This is a genomic window from Microbacterium sp. ZW T6_19, from assembly GCF_044987465.1.
In the GTDB taxonomy this organism is placed as follows: Bacteria; Actinomycetota; Actinomycetes; order Actinomycetales; family Microbacteriaceae; genus Microbacterium; species Microbacterium natoriense_A.
On record NZ_JBJDRH010000009.1, the window covers coordinates 1 to 21260 of the forward strand.

18 protein-coding genes and 1 pseudogene are annotated in these 21260 nt (G+C 68.1%); 4 read left to right on the plus strand and 15 right to left on the minus strand.

Annotated elements, in window-relative coordinates:
- Positions 1-219: pseudogene (locus ACI3KT_RS13970) on the plus strand (winged helix DNA-binding domain-containing protein); the annotation flags it as partial.
- An 18-nt stretch (positions 220-237) separates the two neighbouring features.
- Here the strand turns inward: ACI3KT_RS13970 and ACI3KT_RS13975 are convergent.
- A complete protein-coding gene (locus ACI3KT_RS13975; RefSeq protein ID WP_292906554.1) occupies positions 238-1680 on the minus strand; it encodes an XRE family transcriptional regulator in 1443 nt (480 codons plus the stop codon).
- A 112-nt stretch (positions 1681-1792) separates the two neighbouring features.
- On the opposite strand from ACI3KT_RS13975, the gene ACI3KT_RS13980 reads away from it, so the two are divergent.
- The gene (locus tag ACI3KT_RS13980) at positions 1793-3655 is read left to right on the plus strand and encodes a phosphoenolpyruvate carboxykinase (GTP) (protein ID WP_404904935.1); all 1863 of its coding nucleotides are present in this window, start codon (positions 1793-1795) and stop codon (positions 3653-3655) included.
- Between the two features lie 124 nt (positions 3656-3779).
- Here the strand turns inward: ACI3KT_RS13980 and ACI3KT_RS13985 are convergent, their stop codons facing one another.
- From ACI3KT_RS13985 to ACI3KT_RS14000, 4 genes are all read right to left on the minus strand, one after another.
- Complete coding sequence (locus tag ACI3KT_RS13985; RefSeq protein WP_404904937.1) at positions 3780-5663, minus strand: ABC transporter ATP-binding protein; 1884 nt, start codon at positions 5661-5663, stop codon at positions 3780-3782.
- A 91-nt stretch (positions 5664-5754) separates the two neighbouring features.
- Complete coding sequence (locus ACI3KT_RS13990) at positions 5755-6099, minus strand: UBP-type zinc finger domain-containing protein (protein ID WP_292906557.1); 345 nt, start codon at positions 6097-6099, stop codon at positions 5755-5757.
- A gap of 14 nt (positions 6100-6113) precedes the next feature.
- Entirely contained in the window at positions 6114-7721 is a 1608-nt protein-coding gene (locus ACI3KT_RS13995; protein WP_404904938.1) for an FAD-dependent oxidoreductase, read from the minus strand.
- Positions 7722-7879: 158 nt separating this feature from the next.
- On the minus strand, positions 7880-8083 hold the full coding sequence (locus ACI3KT_RS14000) for an AsnC family protein (protein ID WP_292906559.1): 204 nt from the start codon (positions 8081-8083) through the stop codon (positions 7880-7882).
- A gap of 111 nt (positions 8084-8194) precedes the next feature.
- Between ACI3KT_RS14000 and ACI3KT_RS14005 the strand changes: the two genes are divergently transcribed.
- Positions 8195-9226, plus strand: a complete 1032-nt coding sequence (locus ACI3KT_RS14005) for a S66 peptidase family protein (RefSeq protein WP_404904940.1) — start codon at positions 8195-8197, stop codon at positions 9224-9226.
- 49 nt (positions 9227-9275) lie between these two features.
- Here ACI3KT_RS14005 and ACI3KT_RS14010 read toward each other — a convergent pair whose 3' ends face one another.
- The 5 genes from ACI3KT_RS14010 to ACI3KT_RS14030 all read right to left on the minus strand — a co-directional run bounded on the left by ACI3KT_RS14010 (position 9276) and on the right by ACI3KT_RS14030 (position 15836).
- Complete coding sequence (locus ACI3KT_RS14010; protein WP_292906561.1) at positions 9276-10736, minus strand: MFS transporter; 1461 nt, start codon at positions 10734-10736, stop codon at positions 9276-9278.
- An 85-nt stretch (positions 10737-10821) separates the two neighbouring features.
- A complete protein-coding gene (locus ACI3KT_RS14015; protein WP_404904941.1) occupies positions 10822-12546 on the minus strand; it encodes a glycoside hydrolase family 35 protein in 1725 nt (574 codons plus the stop codon).
- A 60-nt stretch (positions 12547-12606) separates the two neighbouring features.
- Positions 12607-13968 carry an ABC transporter substrate-binding protein gene (locus ACI3KT_RS14020; protein ID WP_404904943.1) on the minus strand — a complete coding sequence of 454 codons (1362 nt, stop codon included), beginning with the start codon at positions 13966-13968 and terminating at the stop codon, positions 12607-12609.
- 61 nt (positions 13969-14029) lie between these two features.
- Positions 14030-14920: a carbohydrate ABC transporter permease gene (locus ACI3KT_RS14025; RefSeq protein WP_292906564.1), complete on the minus strand. Its 891-nt coding sequence runs from the start codon at positions 14918-14920 to the stop codon at positions 14030-14032.
- Position 14921: 1 nt separating this feature from the next.
- Complete coding sequence (locus tag ACI3KT_RS14030) at positions 14922-15836, minus strand: carbohydrate ABC transporter permease (protein ID WP_292906565.1); 915 nt, start codon at positions 15834-15836, stop codon at positions 14922-14924.
- A gap of 167 nt (positions 15837-16003) precedes the next feature.
- Between ACI3KT_RS14030 and ACI3KT_RS14035 the strand changes: the two genes are divergently transcribed.
- On the plus strand, positions 16004-16990 hold the full coding sequence (locus ACI3KT_RS14035) for a LacI family DNA-binding transcriptional regulator (RefSeq protein WP_307299376.1): 987 nt from the start codon (positions 16004-16006) through the stop codon (positions 16988-16990).
- A 97-nt stretch (positions 16991-17087) separates the two neighbouring features.
- Here ACI3KT_RS14035 and ACI3KT_RS14040 read toward each other — a convergent pair whose 3' ends face one another.
- From ACI3KT_RS14040 to ribD, 5 genes are all read right to left on the minus strand, one after another.
- Positions 17088-17444: a Fe-S protein gene (locus tag ACI3KT_RS14040; protein ID WP_292906566.1), complete on the minus strand. Its 357-nt coding sequence runs from the start codon at positions 17442-17444 to the stop codon at positions 17088-17090.
- A gap of 161 nt (positions 17445-17605) precedes the next feature.
- Complete coding sequence (ribH, locus tag ACI3KT_RS14045) at positions 17606-18079, minus strand: 6,7-dimethyl-8-ribityllumazine synthase (protein ID WP_292906567.1); 474 nt, start codon at positions 18077-18079, stop codon at positions 17606-17608.
- The gene (gene ribA / locus ACI3KT_RS14050; RefSeq protein WP_404904945.1) at positions 18076-19338 is read right to left on the minus strand and encodes a GTP cyclohydrolase II; all 1263 of its coding nucleotides are present in this window, start codon (positions 19336-19338) and stop codon (positions 18076-18078) included. The genes ribH and ribA overlap by 4 nt, the downstream gene beginning before the upstream one ends.
- Positions 19335-19967 (minus strand): riboflavin synthase, encoded by a 633-nt coding sequence (locus ACI3KT_RS14055; RefSeq protein WP_292906571.1) that lies wholly within the window; start codon positions 19965-19967, stop codon positions 19335-19337. The genes ribA and ACI3KT_RS14055 overlap by 4 nt, the downstream gene beginning before the upstream one ends.
- Positions 19967-21004 (minus strand): bifunctional diaminohydroxyphosphoribosylaminopyrimidine deaminase/5-amino-6-(5-phosphoribosylamino)uracil reductase RibD, encoded by a 1038-nt coding sequence (ribD, locus tag ACI3KT_RS14060; RefSeq protein ID WP_404904947.1) that lies wholly within the window; start codon positions 21002-21004, stop codon positions 19967-19969. The genes ACI3KT_RS14055 and ribD overlap by 1 nt, the downstream gene beginning before the upstream one ends.
- Positions 21005-21260 lie beyond the last annotated feature (256 nt).

Genomic DNA, 21260 nt, shown 5'->3' on the forward strand with positions numbered 1-21260 from the left:
GTCGCCGACGTGGAGGCGATGAGGCGCATCGGTCCCGGGAAGAACGGCATGGTCCGCGCGAGCCTGCTCGCCGACGGACGCATCGCGGGTGCGTGGACGCATTCGGCGGCAGTCGGCAAGCACCGCGACGCACCCGTCGCCGAGCCCTTCGACTCCTCGCTCGACCTGGGTGCGGTCGTCGCGGCGCTCCAGCGCTACAGCGATTTCGTCAGCGGCTGAGCGTCGAGCGGTCCCGCCTCACTCGTCGGCGTGCCGCAGGAGGAAGTTGTACACCTCGTTGTCGTCGACGCCGGGGAAGGCGCCGCGGGGGAGCGGTGAGAACATGTGCGTGTGCACGCGCGCGCTCGGCCATGCCTTTCCCTGCCAGCGTTCGGCGAGATCCGCCGGAGGACGCCGGCAGCACGCCTCGTCGGGGCACGTCGACACGGCTCGATCAGCGGTCTCCCGTCCTCGCCACCAGCGCGCGTCGTCGAAGGGCACACCGACCGTCACCGAGAACTCGCCGTCGCTCGACGAACCGGTCTGGGTCGAGCACCAGAAGGTGCCAGACGGGGTGTCGGTGTACTGATGGTGCTCGGTCGTGCGGTTCTGCTGGGTGAAAGCTCCTCGCGCCTGGAACTTGCGGCACACGCGCTGCCCTTCGACGGCTCCCGTGACGTCCATGGGCAGGGGCAGATCGTCGTTCTCGTAGACGCGCGTGATGGCGCCGGTCTCATCCACGCGGAGGAAGTGCAGCGGCATCCCCAGGTGCTGCGTGAGCAGGTTCGTCATGCGCATGCCAGCGGCCTCGTGCGTCACGCCGAACGCGTCGCGGAAATCCTCCACCGCGAGGTTGCGGTCCTTCTTCGCCTGCTGCAGGAAGGTGACGGATGCGGTCTCGGGCATAAGGCACGAGGCGGCGAAGTAGTTGATCTCGAGCCGCTGCTGCAGGAAGTCGGCGTAGGAGGTGGGCGGACGGTGGCCGAGCAGACGGTGCGCCATCGCCTGCAAAGCCATCGATCGCAGTCCGTGGCCGCCGGGGATCGACGCGGGCGGCAGATAGATGCGCCCGCTCTCGAGGTCGGTCACCGAGCGCGTGGAATGCGGCAGGTCGCTGACGTAGATGAGCTCGAATCCGAGCTTCTCGGCCATGATGTTCACGGTGCGGTGGGTGAGCGCCCCCTGCACGTGCCCGGCCTGGCGGAGCTGCTTCTCCGCCAGCTTCTCGATGTCGGGGAGGTAGTTGTGCTGCGAGCGCATGCGCAACCGCAGCTCGGTGTTCGCCCGTCGCGCTTCTTCGGGGGTGGCGATGGCTTCGCGCTCCCGGCGCTGCAGTTCGCGGTGCAGGCCCAGCAGCGATTCGATCGTCTCGTCGCTCATGCCCTTCGTGACGCGGACGGGCGCGATGCCGAGCTGACGGAACACCGGGCTCTCCTGCGCTCGCTCGAGCTCGATCTCGAGAGCGGCTCGCCGGTTCGGCGGCTCGCCCGAGATGAGATCGGTGACTTCGGTGTGCGTCGCGTGCGCGATCGCCTGGAGCAGCGACAGCTTGGGTTCGCGCTTGCCGTTCTCGATCAGGCTGAGCTGCGAGCCGGCCACGCCGACCAGTGCGCCGAGTTCGTCGAGCGTGAAGCCGTTCTCGAGCCGGTGATGGCGGATGCGGTGGCCGAGCGTCGTGAGATGGATGCCGGTAGGAGACATTCCTTGATCTTAGCGAAAGAATCACGATTCTTATCGGCTCGAATCGCCGAAAGTCATCGAAGAGTCAGAAGAAGATGGATGCAACGGCCCCCACTTCAAAGGAGCAGCAGTCATGGCGATCGCCGAAGTCTTCACCCCTCGCGCAGCATCCGTCGCCCCCGTGCGCACGTTCGGGACGGCACCGACCTATGACACCCCCGCGATGACCGAGCTGGCCGAATGGGTCGACGGGATCGCCGCGCTCACGCAGCCCGCCCGCATCCACTGGGTCGACGGTTCGCGCGCCGAGAACGACTGGCTGCTGCGCGGCTTGGTCGACGAGGGCAAGCTCATCAAGCTCAACCCCGAATGGCGCCCCGGTTCCTACCTCGCACGCTCACACCCGAGCGACGTCGCCCGCACCGAGGGTCGCACGTTCATCTCCTCCGAGCGCGAAGAAGATGCGGGTCCCACGAACAACTGGGCGCCGCCGGCCGAGATGCGTCAGAAGATGACCGAGATCTTCGAAGGCTCGATGCGCGGGCGGACGATGTACGTCGTGCCGTTCTCGATGGGGCCCGTCGGCGGTCCGCTGTCGCACATCGGCGTCCAGGTCACCGACAGCGCCTACGCCGTCACCTCGATCGGCATCATGACCCGTGTCGGCGACGCGGTCACCCGGCAGATCGCCGACGGCGCCCCGTGGGTCAAGACCGTGCACTCGGTCGGCGCACCGCTCGCCGAGGGAGAGCCCGACGTCGAGTGGCCGTGCAACGACGACAAGTACATCGTGCACTTCCCCGAGACGCTCGAGGTCTACTCCTTCGGCTCGGGATACGGCGGCAACGCGATCCTCGCGAAGAAGTGCTTCGCGCTGCGGATCGCCTCGGTGATCGCCCGCGACGAAGGCTGGCTCGCAGAGCACATGCTGCTCATCCGCGTGATCTCCCCGGAGGGCAAGGCCTACCATGTGGCCGCCGCGTTCCCCTCGGCCTGCGGCAAGACGAACCTCGCGATGCTGCGCCCGACGATCCCCGGGTGGAAGGTCGAGACCCTCGGCGACGACATCGCCTGGATCCGTCCGGGCGAAGACGGCCGCATGTGGGCCATCAACCCGGAAGCCGGGTTCTTCGGAGTCGCGCCGGGAACCGGCGAGTCGACGAACGTCACGGCGGTCGAGACGCTCTGGGGCAACACGATCTTCACGAACGTCGCACTCCGGCCCGACGGTGACGTCTGGTGGGAGGGTCTGACCGACCAGGCGCCTGCGAACCTCATCGACTGGGAGGGCAACCCGTGGACGCCGGAGTCCGGACGGCCCGCGGCGCACCCGAACTCGCGCTTCACGGTGTCGGCGGCGCAGTGCCCGCAGATCTCCGAGGACTGGGAGTCGGCGGTTCCGCTCGATGTCATCCTGTTCGGCGGGCGCCGCGCGAGCAACGTTCCGCTCGTCGTCGAGGCGACCGACTGGACCCACGGCGTCTTCCTCGGCTCCAACATCTCCTCCGAGCGCACGGCCGCGGCCGAGGGCACGGTCGGTGAACTGCGCCGCGATCCGTTCGCGATGCTGCCGTTCTGCGGGTACAACATGGCCGACTACTTCGCGCACTGGCTGAAGGTCGGCCGTACCCTGCGCTTCGACCGTGCTCCGCGGATCTTCCAGGTGAACTGGTTCCGTCGCGGCGACGACGGTCGCTTCCTGTGGCCCGGCTTCGGCGACAACTCGCGCGTCGTCGACTGGATCATCCGCCGGGTCTCGGGTGAGGTGGGCGCGGTCGACAGCCCGATCGGCCGTCTGCCGATCACCTCCGACCTCAACCTCGACGGTCTCGACATCCCCGCCGAAGACCTCGACGAGCTGTTCTCGGTCGACGCCGAAGCGTGGAAGACCGAGGCCGATCTCACCGAGGCGTTCTACGACACCTTCGGTGACAGGCTCCCGGCCGCGCTGCGCGCCGAGCTGGCATCGCTGCGGTACCGCCTGGCGAACGCCTGACACAGACGGGGCGCCGGCATCGGGGGATACGGCGCCCTTCCACCCCGCGAGGCGGGATGCTCGAGACGAACCCATGGCTGAGTGGTCTCGAGCATCCCGCCTTCGCGTTCTTCGGGAGGCCGGGTCAGGCCAGGAGCTGGTGGCGGGCGAGGTCTCGGTAGAGCGGAGTCGACTCGATGAGCTCGGCGTGCGTGCCGCTGCCGACGACGACGCCGTCCTGCAGCACGACGATGAGGTCGCTGTCGACGACGGTCGACAGCCGATGCGCGATCACGACGAGCGTGCGGTCGGCCGACACGGCGTCGATCGCCTCGCGCATGCGCTGCTCGTTCACGCCGTCGAGCGATGAGGTCGACTCGTCGAGCAGCAGGATCGGAGCGTCGGTGAGCAGTGCGCGGGCGATCGCGAGACGCTGACGCTCGCCGCCCGACAGCATCACGCCGTCTTCGCCCACGGGGGCGTCGAGTCCGAGAGGGTTGCGTTCGAGCACCTCGCCGAGATTCACGGCGCGGAGCACGCGCTCGCAGTCGGCATCGGATGCGGCGGGTGAGGCGAGCCGCAGATTGTCGGCGAGCGTTCCGGCGAGCGTGGGAGCATCCTGCTCCACGTAACCGAAGTGTGCTCGCAGCTCTTCGCGCGGGAAGGTGCGCGCATCGTGACCGTGCAGGCGGATGGACCCGCCTGTGGGGTCGTAGAAACGCTCGACCAAAGAGAGGATCGTGCTCTTGCCCGCGCCGCTGGGACCGACGAGCGCCACCCGAGACCCCCGGGGTACCGTGAAGGAGACGCCTCGGAGCACGTCCCGCTCGGAGGCGGGGTTCGGGTCGTTCGACGGGTCGAGGTGCGCGTCTGCGAGCAGGGTGCGCGCTTCTCTCGCCGCCTTCTCCCGCGCGGCCACCACGTTCTCCGGATATCGGAAGCGCACGTCGCGGAACTCCAGGGCCGGAGCATCGGGGTCCGCCGGGTCGCGGGGGAGCGACGCCGTGATCTCGGCATCCGCCTGATCCTCCGTGGGGAGGTCGAGGACCTCCTGGATGCGTCCCAGGGCGCCGAGGGCCTGGTTCACCGAGGTGATCGCGCCGAAGGTCGTGGCCAGCGGCATCACGAGCATGAACAGGAACATGATGAACGTGATCAGAGAGGCGATCGTGATGGTTCCCGCCGCGACGCGGAATCCGCCGACCCCGAGAACGACGAGCAGCGACAACTGCAGCGCGATGCCTGCGATCGGGACGACCAGCGAGGAGATCTTCGCGATCTGCACGCCGATGCCGTATGCGTCGGCGGCGAGATCCGACACTGCGGCCGTCTCACGCTCGGTGGCGCCGGAGGCGCGGACGGTGCGGATCGATCCGACGGCGCGTTCGACGCCGGAGGCGAGTTCTCCGACCTTGACCTGCTGAGCGGTCGAGGCGGTGCGGATGCGCCCGCTGAGGGCGACGACCACGGTCACGGATGCTCCGATCACCACCACGATGAGCAGGAGCAGCAGGGGGTCGATCACGAGCATCGCGATCAAGGCCCCGAGGAACAGGATCGCGCTGCCGACGGCATCAGCCAGCCCCTGTGTGAGCACCGCGTAGAGCAGCGTCGTGTCGGTGCCGACGCGCGACACGAGGTCGCCGGTGCGCCGTGCGTCGAACTCGCTGATCGGCAGATGCAGGATGCGGGCGATGAGCTTGCGCCGGCTCGAATGCACGACGGCGGTGCCGGTGCGCTGCAACAGGTAGTGCTGATATCCCGAGAGGATCGACGAGACCACCACGAAGCCGACGAGCAGCCAGATCAGCAGGCCGAGGCCGCGGTTGCGCTGCACGGCGTCGATGACCTGGCCGACGAGCAGCGGCTGCACGAGCGACGTCGCGGCTCCCGCGACGCTGAGGATCGCGACGACGATCAACGTGCGCTTGTGCTCGAAGAGGAACGGGAGGAGCTGACGGAACGTGGCGCGCGGACCGTCCTGCTGCGCGCCGCGTCTCAGGCGGCGGGATGTCGCCGTGCTGGACATGCGGAACCTCGTTCTGGAGATGTGTACTTCGACCGTACTTCGTGCCGAATCCGAGTCTGTGGATGGGCTGTGTGGTCGACGGAGGGGCGCATCAGCGGTGGATGAGCTCCTGCCAGTTCTCCGGCACGCGGCCTGCCGGTCCCGGTACGGGCTGATCTGCGGGATGGCTCCTCGGCGCCGCGAGCCTCGGCCCCTCGAGCGTGGTCTCGTCCGCATAATCCCAGTACCATTCCTCGCCCGGCTCGAAGCTCTGCATGAGCCGGTGGCCCGTTTCGCGGAAGTGGGCGCTGGCGTGCTGACCGGGTGACGTGTCGCAGCAGCCGATGTGTCCGCAGGCGGCGCAGCGGCGCAGGTGCACCCAGAACCCGCCGTCCGCGTCGCACTCGACGCATCCGGTCCCGGACGGCGCCGCGTTCGTGTCGATGTCGGAAATCATCATCTCTTCCTCTCTCAGAATGCCAGCGCGCGGTGGACGGACGCCACCGCGCTCGATCCTTCGCCGACAGCGGCCGCGACCCGCTTCATCGATCCGCGCCGCACGTCTCCTGCCGCGAACACCCGTGGTGCCGACGTCTCGAACGGCAACGGCTCACGACCGAGCCCCTGCCACTGCGCGAGGGTCTGGATCCCCACATCGGTGCCGGTGCGGATGAACCCCTCGGCGTCGCGGTCGAGCGTCGGCAGCCAGGACGTCGCGGGCGTCGCTCCGATGAAGCAGAACAGCCCCCGAGCGTCGACCTCGCCGACGGTGTCGATGCGCACCGACTCCAGCGTGCCGTCCCCGTCGAGTCCGGTGACGTTCGAGGATGTGTGGACATGCACACGCGGGTCGTCGGCGAGACGGTCGGCCAGGTAGCTCGACATTCGCGTGCCCAGGTCGTGGCCCCGCACGACGAGGTGCACGGGCGAGCCGTGGGCTGCGAGGTAGAGCGCGGCTTGTCCAGCGGAGTTCGCGCCGCCGACCACCACCACGGGCTTGCCCTGCACCTGGCGCAGCTCGAGCGGAGTGGCGGCGTAGTACACCCCGGAACGCTCGAAGTCCGCCCAACGATCGAGGTCGAGTCGACGATACGCCGCTCCCGAGGTGACGATCGCGCTGCGCGCGCGGATCAGGCGACCGTCCGACAGGGCGATGTCGAGCAGGTCGGGTCCGGCCCGAGTCAGCCCGACCGCTTCGCACGGCGCATAGACCCGCACGCCGAACTTCAGCGCCTGGAGTATCGCCTGGCCGATCAGATCGCCGCCGCTGACGCCGAAAGGAAACCCCAGGAAGTTCTCGATGCGTGACGTGGCTGCGGCCTGTCCGCCCGGTGCGACGGCATCCAGCAGAACAGTGCTCAGGCCCTCGGAGGCTCCGTAGATGGCGGCCGCGAGTCCGGCAGGGCCGCCGCCGACCACGACGAGATCGACGACCTCATCCGCCTGTGCCTGATAGCTGAGGCCGAGGCGCTCGGCGACGAGGCCGGGAGTCGCGCGCTTGAGCGGTTCGCCCTGGATGAAGGCGACCGGAAGGTCACCGACCGTGATGTCATGCGAGTCGAGCGAGCCCAGCTCGCCGGGTGGGAGAGCCACGGCCTTGTGCACCAGGTCGAGGCGCTCGGCGAAACGACGCAACGCCAGGAGGTCGTTCGACGACGCGGTTCCCACGAACTTCAGGGTCATGGCGGCGGGCCCCGTGCGGAGCGATTCACGGCGCGCCCACAGAGCGTGCAGGATCAGATCGCACAGTTCGTCGTCCTCGTTCATGAGGGCACGCAGTGCCGCCCGGCTCACGCGGTGGACCCGTCCCGGTTGCATGACGCGCGCCGTCAGAAATGCGCTCTGCCCGTTCAACAGCCCCAGTTCGCCGGCGAAGGAGCGCGGACCCATCGTGGTGATGACGGCCTCTTCGATCCAGCGTGCGGCGTCGCGGAAGATCTGAATCTCACCGGATTCGATGACGATGAGGTCGTAGTCCGCGTCGCCGGCGCGGAACACATGGTCGCCGGCGGCGACGTCCTCCGCGGTGCCGGCCGCGACCAGCCGTCCCCACTGCTCATCGGTGAGCACAGGCGACATGACCGGATCCGCCTCGTCCGGTCCGTTGTGCTCTTCGATTCCGTCCAATCGGCGCCTCCGATGCTCGTGGCAGTCAACGGTATCCGTTGACTGGGCGCGGATTCCACCGCGCGCGGGTTTTTCGTTCTGCACATCCGAGCGCGGCCGAGATGTGTCCGTCAGCGCTGGCCGAACCGCCGGTGAGCCGCCTGCTTGCTGACGCCGAGTGCACTCGCGATCGCCTGCCACGAGTAGCCGAGGTTGCGTGCTCGACGCACCTGGGTCTCTTCGGCGCGAGCGATGTCCTGGCGTATGGCGGCGAGGCGGTGCAGCTCTGACAGCGGCTCGCCGCCTTCGTGCTGTGCGATTGCGGGTGTCGTCATCTCGACTCTCCTTTCGTCAACCATTGTTGACGAGCCCGGGCGATCTGTCAACATGCCTTGACGAGTCGCACGATCTCCCGAACGCATCCATCCGGATGGCACACTGAACGGATGCTGTCCACACCCAAGCTCGTGCCCGGTGACAGAATCGCCGTCCTCTCTCCGGCCTTCGCTGCCCCGGCCGTCGCCCCGGAGCTGCACGAACAGGCCCTAGAACGACTGACCGAGCTGACCGGCCTCATCCCCGTCGAGTACCCGACCACGCGTGAGCTCGGCGCGAGCCCGGAGGCGCGAGCGGCTGACGTCAACGCGGCGTTCGCCGATTCCGGCATCCGCGCGATCCTCGCCACCATCGGCGGAGACGACCAGCTCATGGTCGTGCCGCACCTCGATGCCGCGCTCGCGATCGCCGACCCGAAGCCGTTCGTGGGCTACAGCGACAACACGAACATCCTCAACTGGCTGTGGAGCAACGGCATCCGCGGCTACTACGGCGGCTCGACCGCCGTGCATCTCGGCCCGGGGCCCGCCGTCGACGACATCCACGCTCGCTCGTTGCGCGCCCTGCTCATGGATGGTGCCGCGCTCGAGATCACCGAGCCGGGGGAGTCGGAGGACGTCGGCAGGCGCTGGGCCGACCCGCGCGCCCTCACCGAGTACGGCGATCGGGTGCCCACCGAACCATGGACGTGGGCGGGGCCGCCGAGACGCGTGGCGGGGCGCACCTGGGGAGGTTGCCTCGAATCGATCGACGGACTGGCGTTCTTGGGCCGGTTGCCGCACGCGCAGGAACTCGACGGAGCGATCCTTCTGCTGGAGACGAGCGAGGAGCGCCCATCAGCCGGCTGGGTGGCCCGCTGGCTGCGCGGGCTCGGAGAACTCGGCATCCTCGAGGCGGCAGCGGGCGTGATGGTGGCCCGCCCGCCCGTGAGCGACTTCGAGTTCCGTCCTTCGCCGGCCGAGGCGAAGGCTCTGCGTGATGCTCAACGCGACGTGGTGCTCGACGTCGTCGCGCGGTACAACCCGGATGCCGTGGTGTGTGTCGGCGTGCCGTTCGGTCATACCCGCCCACAGTGGATCCTGCCCTACGGCGGCACCATGGTGCTCGACGGCGGCGCCAGGAGGATCACCGCCCACTACTGAGAAATGGCCGCGCCCCGGAGACGGGCACGGCCATTTCTCTCAGAGAGGGTCAGAGTTCCACAGCAGCGGCGAGGCCCAGGTCCTCTTCGTAGTCGTGGTCCTTCGTCTCTGTCGACAGCAGGAGGGCCACGAACGTGAGCACGCCCATCACCGACAGGTACAGGCCGACGAGCCAGGGTGCGCCGCCGGCCCATTCCCACAGCTTCAGCGCGATCAGCGGAGCCACCGCCGCGCCGAGGATCGACGAGACGTTGTACGAGATCGCCGAGCCGGTGTACCGCACGTTCGTCGGGAACAACTCGGGCAGCAGGGCGCCCATCGGGCCGAACGTCGCGCCCATCAGCATGAAGCCGAACACGAGGAACGCCTGCGTCAGCGCTCCGGTGAACTTCGGGTCGACCGCCGGCATGAGGAAGGCGTTGAACGAGAGGCCGAACACGATGATGAGCCCGGTGACCCACAGCAGCAGTTTGCGGCGGCCGATCGCGTCGGCGATGGGTCCCGAGAGCAGGGTGAAGATGCCGAAGAACACCACGCCGATGATCTGCATGAGCACGAAGTCGGTGTATCCGAAGCCGAGGCCTGGATAGAACTGCGCCGCGAACGCGGTGGCGTCGAAATCCTTGCCGGTGGCTTCCGCTGCGGCCCGAGCGGCAGCGGAGGCCGTCTCGAGCGATGCGGCCTTGGTGCCGTAAGCGAGCGTGAAGTTCGTCATCAGGTAGAACAGCACGTAGGTCGCCAGCATGATGAACGTGCCGAGGATCAGCTGCTTCCAGTGGTGACGGAACACGGTGGCGAGCGGCAGCTTGCGGATCGCGCCCTTCTGCTCGGCCTTCTTGAACGTGTCGGATTCGACGAGCTTCAACCGCACCCACAGGCCGATGATGACCATGACGGCGGAGAACAGGAACGGGATGCGCCAGCCCCACGACAGGAACGCTTCGGACTTCAGAGCCGGGTTCTCGGAGTGCGGCAGAGCCCAGTTGATGCCGAGGAACAGGAAGTTCGCGATGATGAAGCCGAGCGGCGCCCCGAGCTGCGGGAAGGTGCCGTACCAGGCGCGCTTGCCCTTCGGGGCGTTCTCGGTGGCGACCAGTGCGGCCCCTGACCACTCGCCGCCGAGCGCGAAGCCCTGAGCGAGTCGCAGGATCAGCAGCAGCAGCGCGGCCCACCATCCGATCACCTGGTAGGTGGGCAGCAGCCCGATCAGGAACGTCGCGATGCCCATCGTGAGAAGCGAGGCGACGAGGGTGGCCTTGCGCCCGAACTTGTCGCCGAAGTGGCCGAACACGACGGCCCCGATGGGACGAGCGACCATGGCGGCGCCGAAGACGGCGAATGACGAGAGCAGGGACGTCGTGTCGTCTCCCGTCGGGAAGAACAGCACGGGAAAGACGAGCACGGCCGCTGTCGCATAGGCGTAGAAGTCGTAGAACTCGATCGTCGTGCCGACGAGGCTCGCGGTGATGACGCGCGAGCGGGGGTTCGCGGGCGCCGTTGTCGTACTCAAAGTGCTCCTCCGATCATTGCTCCATGCGGAGCACCTGGGGAGTTTACGCCTTCCTGAGTGTTTGCTGGGCGAAGCGCCCTGCGCGTCACTCCTCTGTGACGCCGAGTGACAATGCGGGGAGGAAGGCGGCCACGGGGGACAGCAGCTGCTCGAGCTCCAGCACGATGAGGCGGTTCTCACCCGGGACGGTGGCGGGCTCAGGCACGTACATCGTTCGGGTCGGTCCATTGCGCCAGTAGCGTCCGAGGAAGAAGCCGTTCACGAAGGCGTAGCCCTTGCTCCACTCCGACGTGTCGAGGAAGAGGTCGGCCGGAGCGCCGAGATCGAACGACGCCGTCCATGCCGATGGGCCGGTCTCGGCGGGGGAGAACGAGGCGGATTCCGCGATGGCAGACACGTCGAGCGGCGTCGACGTCCAGCCGGTGAGGGGCTCGCCGTTCAGCGTGACACTGCCGATCAGGCCCTTCTCCTCGCCGAGCCGGTGGTCGTAGTTCACGCGCCCCTGGTCTTCGACGAGGATGCTGAGCGCCGCGCCGGGCGGAATCGTGATCGCGCGGTCGTGCCGGGTGCGGGCGAGCGTGCCCACCGACACTCCGTCGACGCTGACCCACGCGAGGTCGCGAACGTCGCCGATGACCAGCTGGCCGCCTCGTGCTTCCGGCAGTTCGAGGTCGTAGCGGACGAGAGCGCTGAGATGGCCGAGCGCATCGAACGAGAGCGGATGCTCTGCCCGATCGGTGGGTGCCGGAGCATGCGTCCACGCTCCCGCGCGGGTCAGCGGCACGGAGAACTCAGGCGCCTCGGTTGCTGCTGCCGGAAGCTCGTCGGGAACCGGTGCGTACTTCGCGATGACGTCGCGGAACGCGAAGAACTTCGCCGTCGGATTGCCTGCTTCGTCGAGCGGGGCGTCGTAGTCGTAGGACGTGACGAGCGGCAGATACCGGCCCTTGTCGTTCGCGCCGTTCGTCAGGCCGAAGTTCGTGCCGCCGTGGAACATGTAGATGTTGACCGAGGCGCCGGCGGCGAGCAGGTCGTCGAGGTCGGATGCCGCGGCATCCGTGTCGGTGGTGTGGTGGACCCCGCCCCACCAGTCGAACCAGCCGTCCCAGAACTCCGAGCACATGAGAGGGCCGGTGGACTGGTGACGGCGCAGCGTCGCGAGGCGCTCCGTGCTGCGCGAGCCGAAGGAGCCGGTCTTGTGGAGTTCGGGCAGGCTGCCGTCGGCGAGCATCTGGTCGGTGGGCTGGTCGACCGTCGTGAGCGGCACGGTGATGCCGGCGGCGCGAGTCACCTCGACGAGCGCGCGCAGATAGTCCTTGTCGGCGCCGTAGGCGCCGTACTCGTTCTCGACCTGGACGAGGATGACGGGACCGCCGCGGTCGATCTGCCGCGGTGCGACGATCTCGTACACGCGGCGCAGGTAGGCGCTGACGTCGGCGAGATACGACGGCTCGGAGGAGCGGAGCTCGCGTCCATCACCGGTGAGCCAGACGGGGAGACCGCCGTTGTGCCACTCGGCGCAGATGTAGGGGCCGGGACGGACGATCGCGTCCATGCCCTCAGCGGCCACGAGGTCGAGGAAGCGACCGAGGTCGTTCCAGCCGCTGGCATCCCACTCGCCGCGCCGTGGCTCGTGAGCGTTCCACGCGACATAGGTCTCGATGGTGTTCAGCCCCATCAGGCGGGCCTTGCGGATGCGATCCTGCCACTGATCCGGGTGCACGCGGAAGTAGTGGATGGCGCCCGCGATCACGCGGTGCGGCCGACCCTCGCGGAGGAAGTCGGTGTCGCCGATGGAGAAGCTGGTCACGATGAAGCGCTTTCGGTGAAGAAGGGCGGGCGCGCCGACGGCGCGCCCGCCCTGAGGGTGTTACTTGTTGACGGAGAAGCCCTGCGAGTTGCCGTACTCGGCCAGCGCGTCCTGCCATGCGGTCAGGCCCTCGTCGAGGTCCGTGCCGTTCTGGTAGGACTGGCCGACAGTGTCGCCGAAGATGCTGTTCGCGTAGACCTGGTAGGGCAGGTAGTTCCAGCCCTTGACGACGTTCTTCGCGGCATCCGCGAGCACCTCGTTGATCTTCTGGCCGCCGAAGTACTCCGGCGCCTCGCTGAGGAACTCGTCGCTCGAGAGCTCGGCGTTGGTCGACGGGAAGCCGCCGGACTCGAGGAAGATCTTGATGCTGTCCTCGGAGTTGTTGAGCCACCACAGGAAGCCGGCTGCGAGAGCCGGGTTCTTGCTCTGCGTCGTGACGGCCTGGCCGCCGCCGCCGTTCTCGGCGCTCGCCGGGGCGCCGTCGTAGGTCGGCATCGGGGCGACTCGCCAGTTGCCGGATCCGTCGGGGGAGCCGGAGATCAGGTTGCCGGGCATCCAGGCGCCGATGATGAGCGTCGCGATGCTGCCGTCGCCGAGGCCGCGGAACCACTCGTCGCTCCAGCTGGAGGTCGGGGCGACGAGGCCCTCGGTGACCAGGCGGTTCCAGTTCTCGGTCCACTTCTTCGAACCGGCATCCTGCAGGTCGATCGTGACGTCCGTGCCATCGGTCTGGAACGGCTGGCCGCCGGCCTGCCAGATCATCGAGGTCGCGAAGCCCGCGTCGCCGGTGTCGTTGGTGATGTACGCGTCGGGGTTGGCCGCGTGGATCGCCTTGGCCGCCTCGTAGTACTCGTCCCACGTGGTGGGCACGGCGATGCCTGCGGCGTCGAAGACGGCCTTGTTGTAGAACAGCGCCATGGGGCCCGAGTCCTGCGGCAGACCGTAGATGGCGTCGCCGTTGGTGACGGAGCCCCACGTGGACGCGGTGTAGTCGTCTTCGAAATCGGCGAAGCCGTACTGCGCGAGATCGACGAAGGAGTCGGTCAGCGAGAACTGGGGGAACGCCTGGTACTCGACCTGCACGACGTCGGGAGCGCCCGAGCCGGCCTTGATGGCGTTCTGGAGCTTCGTGTACTCGTCGTTGTTGGTGCCCGCGTTGACGAGGTTGACCTTGACGTTCGGGTAGGCCTTCTCGAAGGCCTCGACCTGAGCCTCGGCAGACGGCGTCCACGACCAGTACGTGATCTCGCCACCCTTCTCGAGTGCGGCCTTGACCGAGTCGAAGGTGCCGTCGCCCGCGGCAGAGCCGCCGCCGTCGGAGGAACCGCCGGTCGAGCAGCCGGCCAGGGCGATGGCCGCCACGGTTCCGGCCGCGAGCACGGCGAGGGCGCGCCGTGCAGCGGAGGAGGGAAGGTGCTTCATTGCTGTGTCCTTTCGGGAGGGTGGTCCGGCTTTGGACCGTGTTGCAGGGAGTGCGGGCGAGCTACTGCTTGACGCTTCCCGCGGTGAGACCTGACTGCCAGAAACGCTGCAGCAGCAGGAAGGCGATCACGATCGGGATGATCGTGAGGAGCGAGCCGGTGATCACGAGGTTGTAGATCGGCTGGGATCCGGCGCCGATCGCCTGCGAGCTCCACTGGTTGAGGCCGACCGTGAGCGGGTACCAGTCGGGATCGGAGAGCATGATGAGCGGCAGGAAGTAGTTGTTCCACGTCGCGACCACGGTGAAGAGCGCGACCGTCACGATGCCGGGAGCCAGCAGGCGCAGCGAGACCGTGAAGAACGTGCGGAACTCGCCGGCGCCGTCGATGCGGGCGGCCTCGAGCAGCTCGGTGGGCACTGATTCCGTGGCGAACACCCAGATCAGGTACAGCCCGAACGGGCTGATCAGAGACGGGATGATCACGGCCCACGGCGTGTTCGTGAGGCCGAGTTCGCTGAACAGCAGGAAGGTCGGCACGGCGAGGGCGGTACCCGGCACCGCGACGGCTCCGAGCACAACGGCGAAGACCGCACGGCGACCGGGGAAGCGGAACTTCGCGAGGCCGTATCCGGCCATGGTGGCCAGCAGCGTCGCACCGCCGGCGCCGACGACGACGTAGAGCAGCGTGTTGCCGAGCCAGCGCAGGAAGATGCCGTCGCGGTACGAGAAGGTCGCGGCGAGGTTGTCGAAGAGTGCGAAGTCGTCGGCGAACCACAGCCCGAAGGAGCTGAACAGGCCGCCCTGGGTCTTGGTCGCGCTGAAGAGCAGCCAGACCAGGGGAACCAGCGTGTACACGCCGTACGCGATCATGACGATCAACAGGATGTTCGACTTGCGCGGGTTGAGCGGGTCGTGACGCTTGCGGCTGGGACGGGCGAGGGGGAGTGCCATGTCAGCGCACCTCCGACTTCGAGCCGCGCAGCTGCACGACGTAGGCGATGACGGCGGTGATGACGCCCATGATGATGGCGATCGTGGCCGCGTAGTTGAACTGCTGGCCCGCGAAGGACAGGTTGTAGGCGTACATGTTCGGGGTGAAGTAGGTCGTGATGACGTTGGGGGCGAGCGGACGCAGGATGTTCGGCTCGTTGAACAGCTGGAAGCTGCCGATGATCGAGAAGATGGTCGCGATCACGAGGGCGCCGCGCACCGAGGGGATCTTGATCGAGAAGATCGTGCGCCATGCGCCTGCGCCGTCGAGCGACGCGGCCTCGTACATGTCGGTCGGAATGGTCTTCAGCGAGGAGTAGAAGATCAGCATGTTGTAGCCGACGAACTCCCAGGTGACGATGTTGCCGATCGAGACCAGCATCCATTCCTTGGCGAACGGGGTGATCCCGTCGAATCCGAGGAGGTCGTTGACGTTGCCGGCGAGGCCGAACTGGTCGCCGTAGATGTAACCCCACATGAGGACGGCGACGACGGCCGGCACGGCGTACGGCAGGAAGATCAGGATGCGGAAGAACGATGCTCCGCGCAGCCGGGCGCTGTCGAGGGCGAGAGCGGCTCCGAGTGCGAGTGCGAGCATGATCGGCACCTGCACGACGAGGAACAGCAGCACTCGTCCGAACGCCTCCCAGAATTGCGGGTCGGTCAGGGCGCGCACGTAGTTGTCGAATCCGACGAACGCGTTGCCGCCGATGAGCTTCTCCTGGAAGAAGCTCAGGTAGAGCGCATAGGCGAGGGGGGTGAGGAACACCAGGGCGAACACGACCATGAAGGGGCCGACGAATGCCCAGCCCTTCCAGTCGCGCTTCTCGCGGCGGATGCCGAGGGCTCCGGCCGCCGCAGTGATATCAGTCGTCATCGACGAGTTCTCCAGTTCGGGCGGTGCGCTGCTTCGTTGCGCATCCACCATGTGTCAACGTCAACATAAGCGATCGACTGGTAATGTGTCAACGTCAACACAGAACGGATGTGATCGTGTCCGAACAGGGAACGGCAGAGTCGCCGCAGCGTCGACGCGAGCCGTCGATGGAAGACGTCGCCCGAGAGGCCGGCGTGTCGGGGCAGACGGTGTCGCGGGTGGTCAATGCACGCGGCTATGTCGGTGCTGCCACGAGAGAGCGCGTCGAGACGGCGATGCAGCGGCTCGGCTACCGGCCGAACAGCGCCGCTCGTGCCTTGCGGTCAGGGCGCTTCCGCACCATCGGCGTGGTCATGTTCTCGTTCAGCTCCTACGGCAACCAGCGCACGCTCGATGCGATCGCGGTCCGCGCCGCCGAGCTCGGCTACGCGTTGACGCTCATTCCGGTCGCGTCCAGTGCCCGTGAGACGGTGGCCGGGGCGTTCCGGCGGCTCGAAGAGCACGCGGTCGACGGCATCATCATCGTGATCGAGGCGCACCAGCTCGACGAGGCCGACATCGAGATCCCCGATGCGCTGCCGGTCGTGTTCGTCGACTCCAACCGCTCGACCGAGCATCCGTTCGTCGACACCGACCAGGCGCAGGGCGCGCGTCTCGCGACCGAGCATCTTCTCGATCTCGGACATGCGACCGCGTGGCACGTCGCGGGACCGGCGAAGTCGTACTCGGCTGAGCGGCGCCGTGAGGCCTGGCAGGCGACACTGGAGTCACGAGGGCTCGAGATCCCCGAGGCGATCGAGGGTGACTGGAGCGCTGCCTCGGGATACGAAGCAGGACGCCGCCTGGCCTCGATCGAAGGCGTGACGGCGGTGTTCGCGGCGAACGACCAGATGGCGATCGGCGTGCTCCGGGCGTTCCGCGAAGCGGGCCTCGATGTGCCGGGCGACGTCAGCGTGGTCGGTTTCGACGGCCTGCCCGATGCGGCTCAGCTGTGGCCGCCGCTGACCACTGTGCAGCAGCATCCCGAGCGTGTCGGCGCTCTGGCTGTCGATGCGCTGCTCGCCGAGCTCGAAGGCGAGGAGCGGGTGCAGACGCCGCTGGTCGGCACCGAGCTCGTCGTCCGCGCGAGCACCGCGGCGCCGCGCTCTTCCTGACGCGTTTCGTCTCGGTCGCTGCGCTCTCTCGCTCAACGTCCGGTGACGAGCGGAGGACCTCATCGCTGCGCTCCCTCGCTCAACGAACGGGGGTCGATCACCAGATGGCGGCGATGCCTGCGTTCGCTGCGGTGAGGATGCCGACCAGCCAGAACACTGCGGGAGCGATCTTCTCGCCGCGCTTCTGCCGTGCCGTGCCGATGCCGAGCAGGGCGCCGATCACGAGCAGGATCACGAGCTTCGTGCCGATCTTCGCGTAGTTCATCTCGGCGCCATCCGGCAGCCCCCAGGGAGCGGCGAGCACGAGGCCCGCGACTGCGGCGATGCTCATGCCGATGCTCATCAGACGGGTGAACTCCCGCTTTCCGCCGAAGGCCTGCACGGCCCAGGCGCCGAACAGCACGGCGAAGCCGATCAGGTGGACGAACAGCACGATGTGGCGCAGAGTCTCCATGCCCTCACCGTACGCCCGAGCGGTATTCCGCCGCCAGGTAGGCGAGCCTCAGCAGGCTTTCGCCCTCATGAGAAGAGGTCAACCGCGCGAAGGAAGGACGGACGCGGTCATTCCGTCGTCGTCTCGTGCGGTTGACCTTTTCTCGGATGCCGCGGCGAGCCTCAGCCGCGAAGGTCGCGGATGACCAGAGCGGTGCGGAGCGCAGCATCCGCCGCCTCCGCTCCCTTGTCCTCCTTGGAGCCTTCGATGCCCGCGCGATCGAGACCCTGCTGTTCGTCGTCGAGGGTGAGCACACCGAAGCCGACCGGCTTGCCCGCGTCGAGCGAGACCCGGGTGAGCCCGTCGGTCGTGGCCGACGAGACGTACTCGAAGTGGGGTGTGCCGCCGCGGATGATCACACCGAGAGCGACCACCGCATCCGCTCCGCCGGCGAAGGCCGCCTGCGCCGCCACCGCGAGTTCGAACGAACCCGGTACCCGCACCAGGCGATGCGTCGCCTGCGCGGCGTTCAGAACGCGTTCGGCTCCGGCGATCAGGCCGTCCGTGATGACCTCGTGCCAGGTGCCGGCGATGATGACGACGTTCAGCCCGCGTCCGTCGATGTTCCCGGCCTGTGGAGCTCCTGCGCCGCTCATGCGTGGTCCTTTCCTTGAGCGAGAGCCTCTGCGAGCTCCGCCTGATCGATGATGTGACCCATGCGGTCACGCTTGGTCTCGAGGTACTGGTGGTTGTTCGGGCCGACTCCGACGATCAGCGGCACCTGCTCGACCACGTCGAGTCCGAGACTGCGCAGCTGATTCACCTTGTCGGTGTTGTTCGTCAGCAGACGCACCTTCGAGATTCCGAGATCCGCGAGGACGCCGGCCGCCGCCGCGTACTCGCGGGCGTCGGCAGGCAGCCCGAGGGCGAGATTGGCGTCGACCGTGTCGAGGCCCTCCTCCTGCAGGCTGTAGGCGCGCAGCTTGTTGATGAGGCCGATGCCGCGGCCCTCGTGACCGCGCATGTAGATGACGACACCGCCCTCCTGCTCGATCGCATCGAGCGCCGCGTCCAGCTGCGGGCCGCACTCGCACTTGAGCGATCCGAAGGCCTCTCCGGTCAGGCACTCGGAGTGCACGCGAACGAGCGCTGTCTCGCCGGGCTCGCCCTTGACGACCGCGATGTGATCGGTTCCGCTCACGCGGTCCTTGTAGGCGAGGAAGCGGAAGGTGCCGTGCGAGGTGGGGACGGTGGCGTCCGCCCGCAGACTCACGCGGCGCGTGGTGGTCGTCGACGCGCCCTCGGGGTCGATCTCGTTCAGGTGCGCGATCAGCTGCTCGATCGTGATGACAGGCACGCCGTCGCGGGCGCCCAGCTCGATGAGCCCCGGCATCCGCATCATGCTGCCGTCTTCCGCGACGACCTCGGCGATCGCTCCGACCGGACGGAGTCCGGCGAGCTTCATGAGATCGACCGCGGCTTCGGTGTGCCCGCTGCGTTCGCGGACCCCGCCGTCCACAGCCCGCAGCGGCAGCACGTGTCCTGGCCGGATCAGATCGCCCGCGCCGGACTGCGGGTTCGCCAGCACGTTCAGCGTGTGCGCGCGGTCGTGCGCGCTGATGCCGGTGGTGACCCCTGACGCGGCGTCGACGCTGATCGTGTACGCGGTCGAGCGGGCGTCTTCGCTGACTGCGACCATGGGCTGCAGGTTCAGGGCGTCGGCGAGATCGGTCGGCATCGGGGCGCAGATGAAGCCAGACGACCACCGGACCGTCCACGCCACCCACTCGGGCGTCGCGAGCTCAGCGGAAAGGATGACATCGCCCTCGTTCTCGCGGTTCTCGTCATCCGCGACGAGCACAGGGCGGCCGGCGCGCAGCGCCTCGATGGCCTCGGGGATGGTGGACAGGCTCATCGCGAGCCTCCTTCCGTTGCGATCTCGCGGAATGCGAGCAGACGCTCGACGTGTCGGGCGAGGATGTCGGTCTCGAGGTTCACCCGATCGCCGGCGACACGCGCTCCGAGGGTCGTCGCGGCGAGTGTCTCGGGGATCAGCGAGACCTCGAACCAGGCCTGCTCCTCGGCCGGCGTGCTGACCGCGCTCACCGTGAGAGACGTGCCGTCGACGGAGATGGACCCCTTGTCGACGACGAGAGGGGCGAGGTCGGCGGGCAGCGAGACGCGCAGCACGCTCCACTGCGCTCCGGGGCGCACCTCGAGCACTGCGCCGACGCCGTCGACGTGGCCCTGCACGATGTGCCCGCCGAGACGAGCGCCCACCGGCATCGCCTTCTCGATGTTCACGCGGGTGCCGACGACGGCGCCGCCGATCGCAGCCACATCCAGGGTCTGCTTCATGACGTCGGTGTCGAAGGTGTCGGCGGTCGAGCCGACGACGGTCAGGCAGACGCCCGACACTGCTATCGACTCGCCGTGCACGGCATCCACTGCCGCCTTCGGCGCGCGCACCGTCAGGCGCCAGCCGTCGCCGGCGGGCGCGATGGCGGTGATCTCGCCGATCTCCTCGATGATTCCGGTGAACATCAGGCTTTTCCTTCTTCCAAGAGATCTTCCGTGAGGCGGGCGACCGCGAGCAGGTCGGGTCCGAGTGGCACCCATTCATCGACCGTCAGCCGGCGAGCGACGTCGATCGACGGCACGCCGATGTCGGTGAGCGCGAGGCGGTCGCCGCCGAGCAGCACGGGGGCGATGTAGGCGAGCACGCGGTCGGCGAGCCCCTCGGCGATGAACGCGCTGGCGAGCGTCGGCCCGCCTTCGATGAAGACGCTCTGCACCCCGCGGGCGTGCAGGTCGGCGACGACGGCGCGCAGGTCGCGGGTGTCGTAGAACAGAGGGGAGAGCGGATGCCGGTGCACCGCGGCGTCCGCCGGCGTTCCGCGTGAGCCGATCACCACGGGGATCGGCTGATGGTCGTAGAGGGCGTCGCCGTCACGGGCGGTGAGCGCGGGGTCGTCGGCCAGGACTGTTCCGGTGCCGACGACGATCGCATCCGCCGCGGAGCGACGTCGGTGCACGTCGGCGCGGGCGGCGGGTCCGGTGATCCACTGGCTTGTGCCGTCGGATGCTGCGGCGCGGCCGTCGAGGCTCTGCGCCCATTTGACGGTGATCTCGGGCCGGCCGAGTCGCTGCGCCGTGAGCCACCCCTCGATGAGTGCGTGCGCGGCATCCGCTTGCTCACCGGGCTCGACGCTGACTCCCGCGGAGCGGAGCCGATCGGCTCCGCCGCCCGAGACGGCGCCGGGGTCGTCGAGCGCGTACACGACACGGGCGATGCCGGCCTCGATGAGGGCGACGGCGCAGGGCCCTGTGCGTCCGGTGTGGTTGCAGGGTTCGAGAGTGACGACGGCGGTCGCGCCGTGCGCTGCGCCCGGCGCGAGCTTCGACAGTGCGTCGACCTCGGCGTGCGGAGTGCCGGCGCCGTGGTGCCAGCCCTCAGCCAGGACCTCGCCGTCGGGGGAGAGGATGACGGCGCCGACCTGCGGGTTAGCTCCGCGCGGTCCCTGCGCTGCGAGTTCGAGAGCGCGTGTCATCGCGTGGCGCTCCGCCTCGTTCACTGCCATCCGTCGTCCTCCTCTGAGGCTCCGGGGTTCACGAAGGGTACGACGAGCGCACGCGTGCGCATCGTGCTGCCTCCCTTCCGGACTAGCGAGATCTCTCTCGCATCACCGTCGGTACCGGAATTCCACCGGATCGGAATCTCGACGAATCGAGGCTCTCGCGGACTGTCACCGCCGGTTCGGATTCTCACCGACCCCGGAGCACGTTGATGCTCTGAGTGTACTCAACGCGCCTGAGAGCGATTCATTCCACGACATG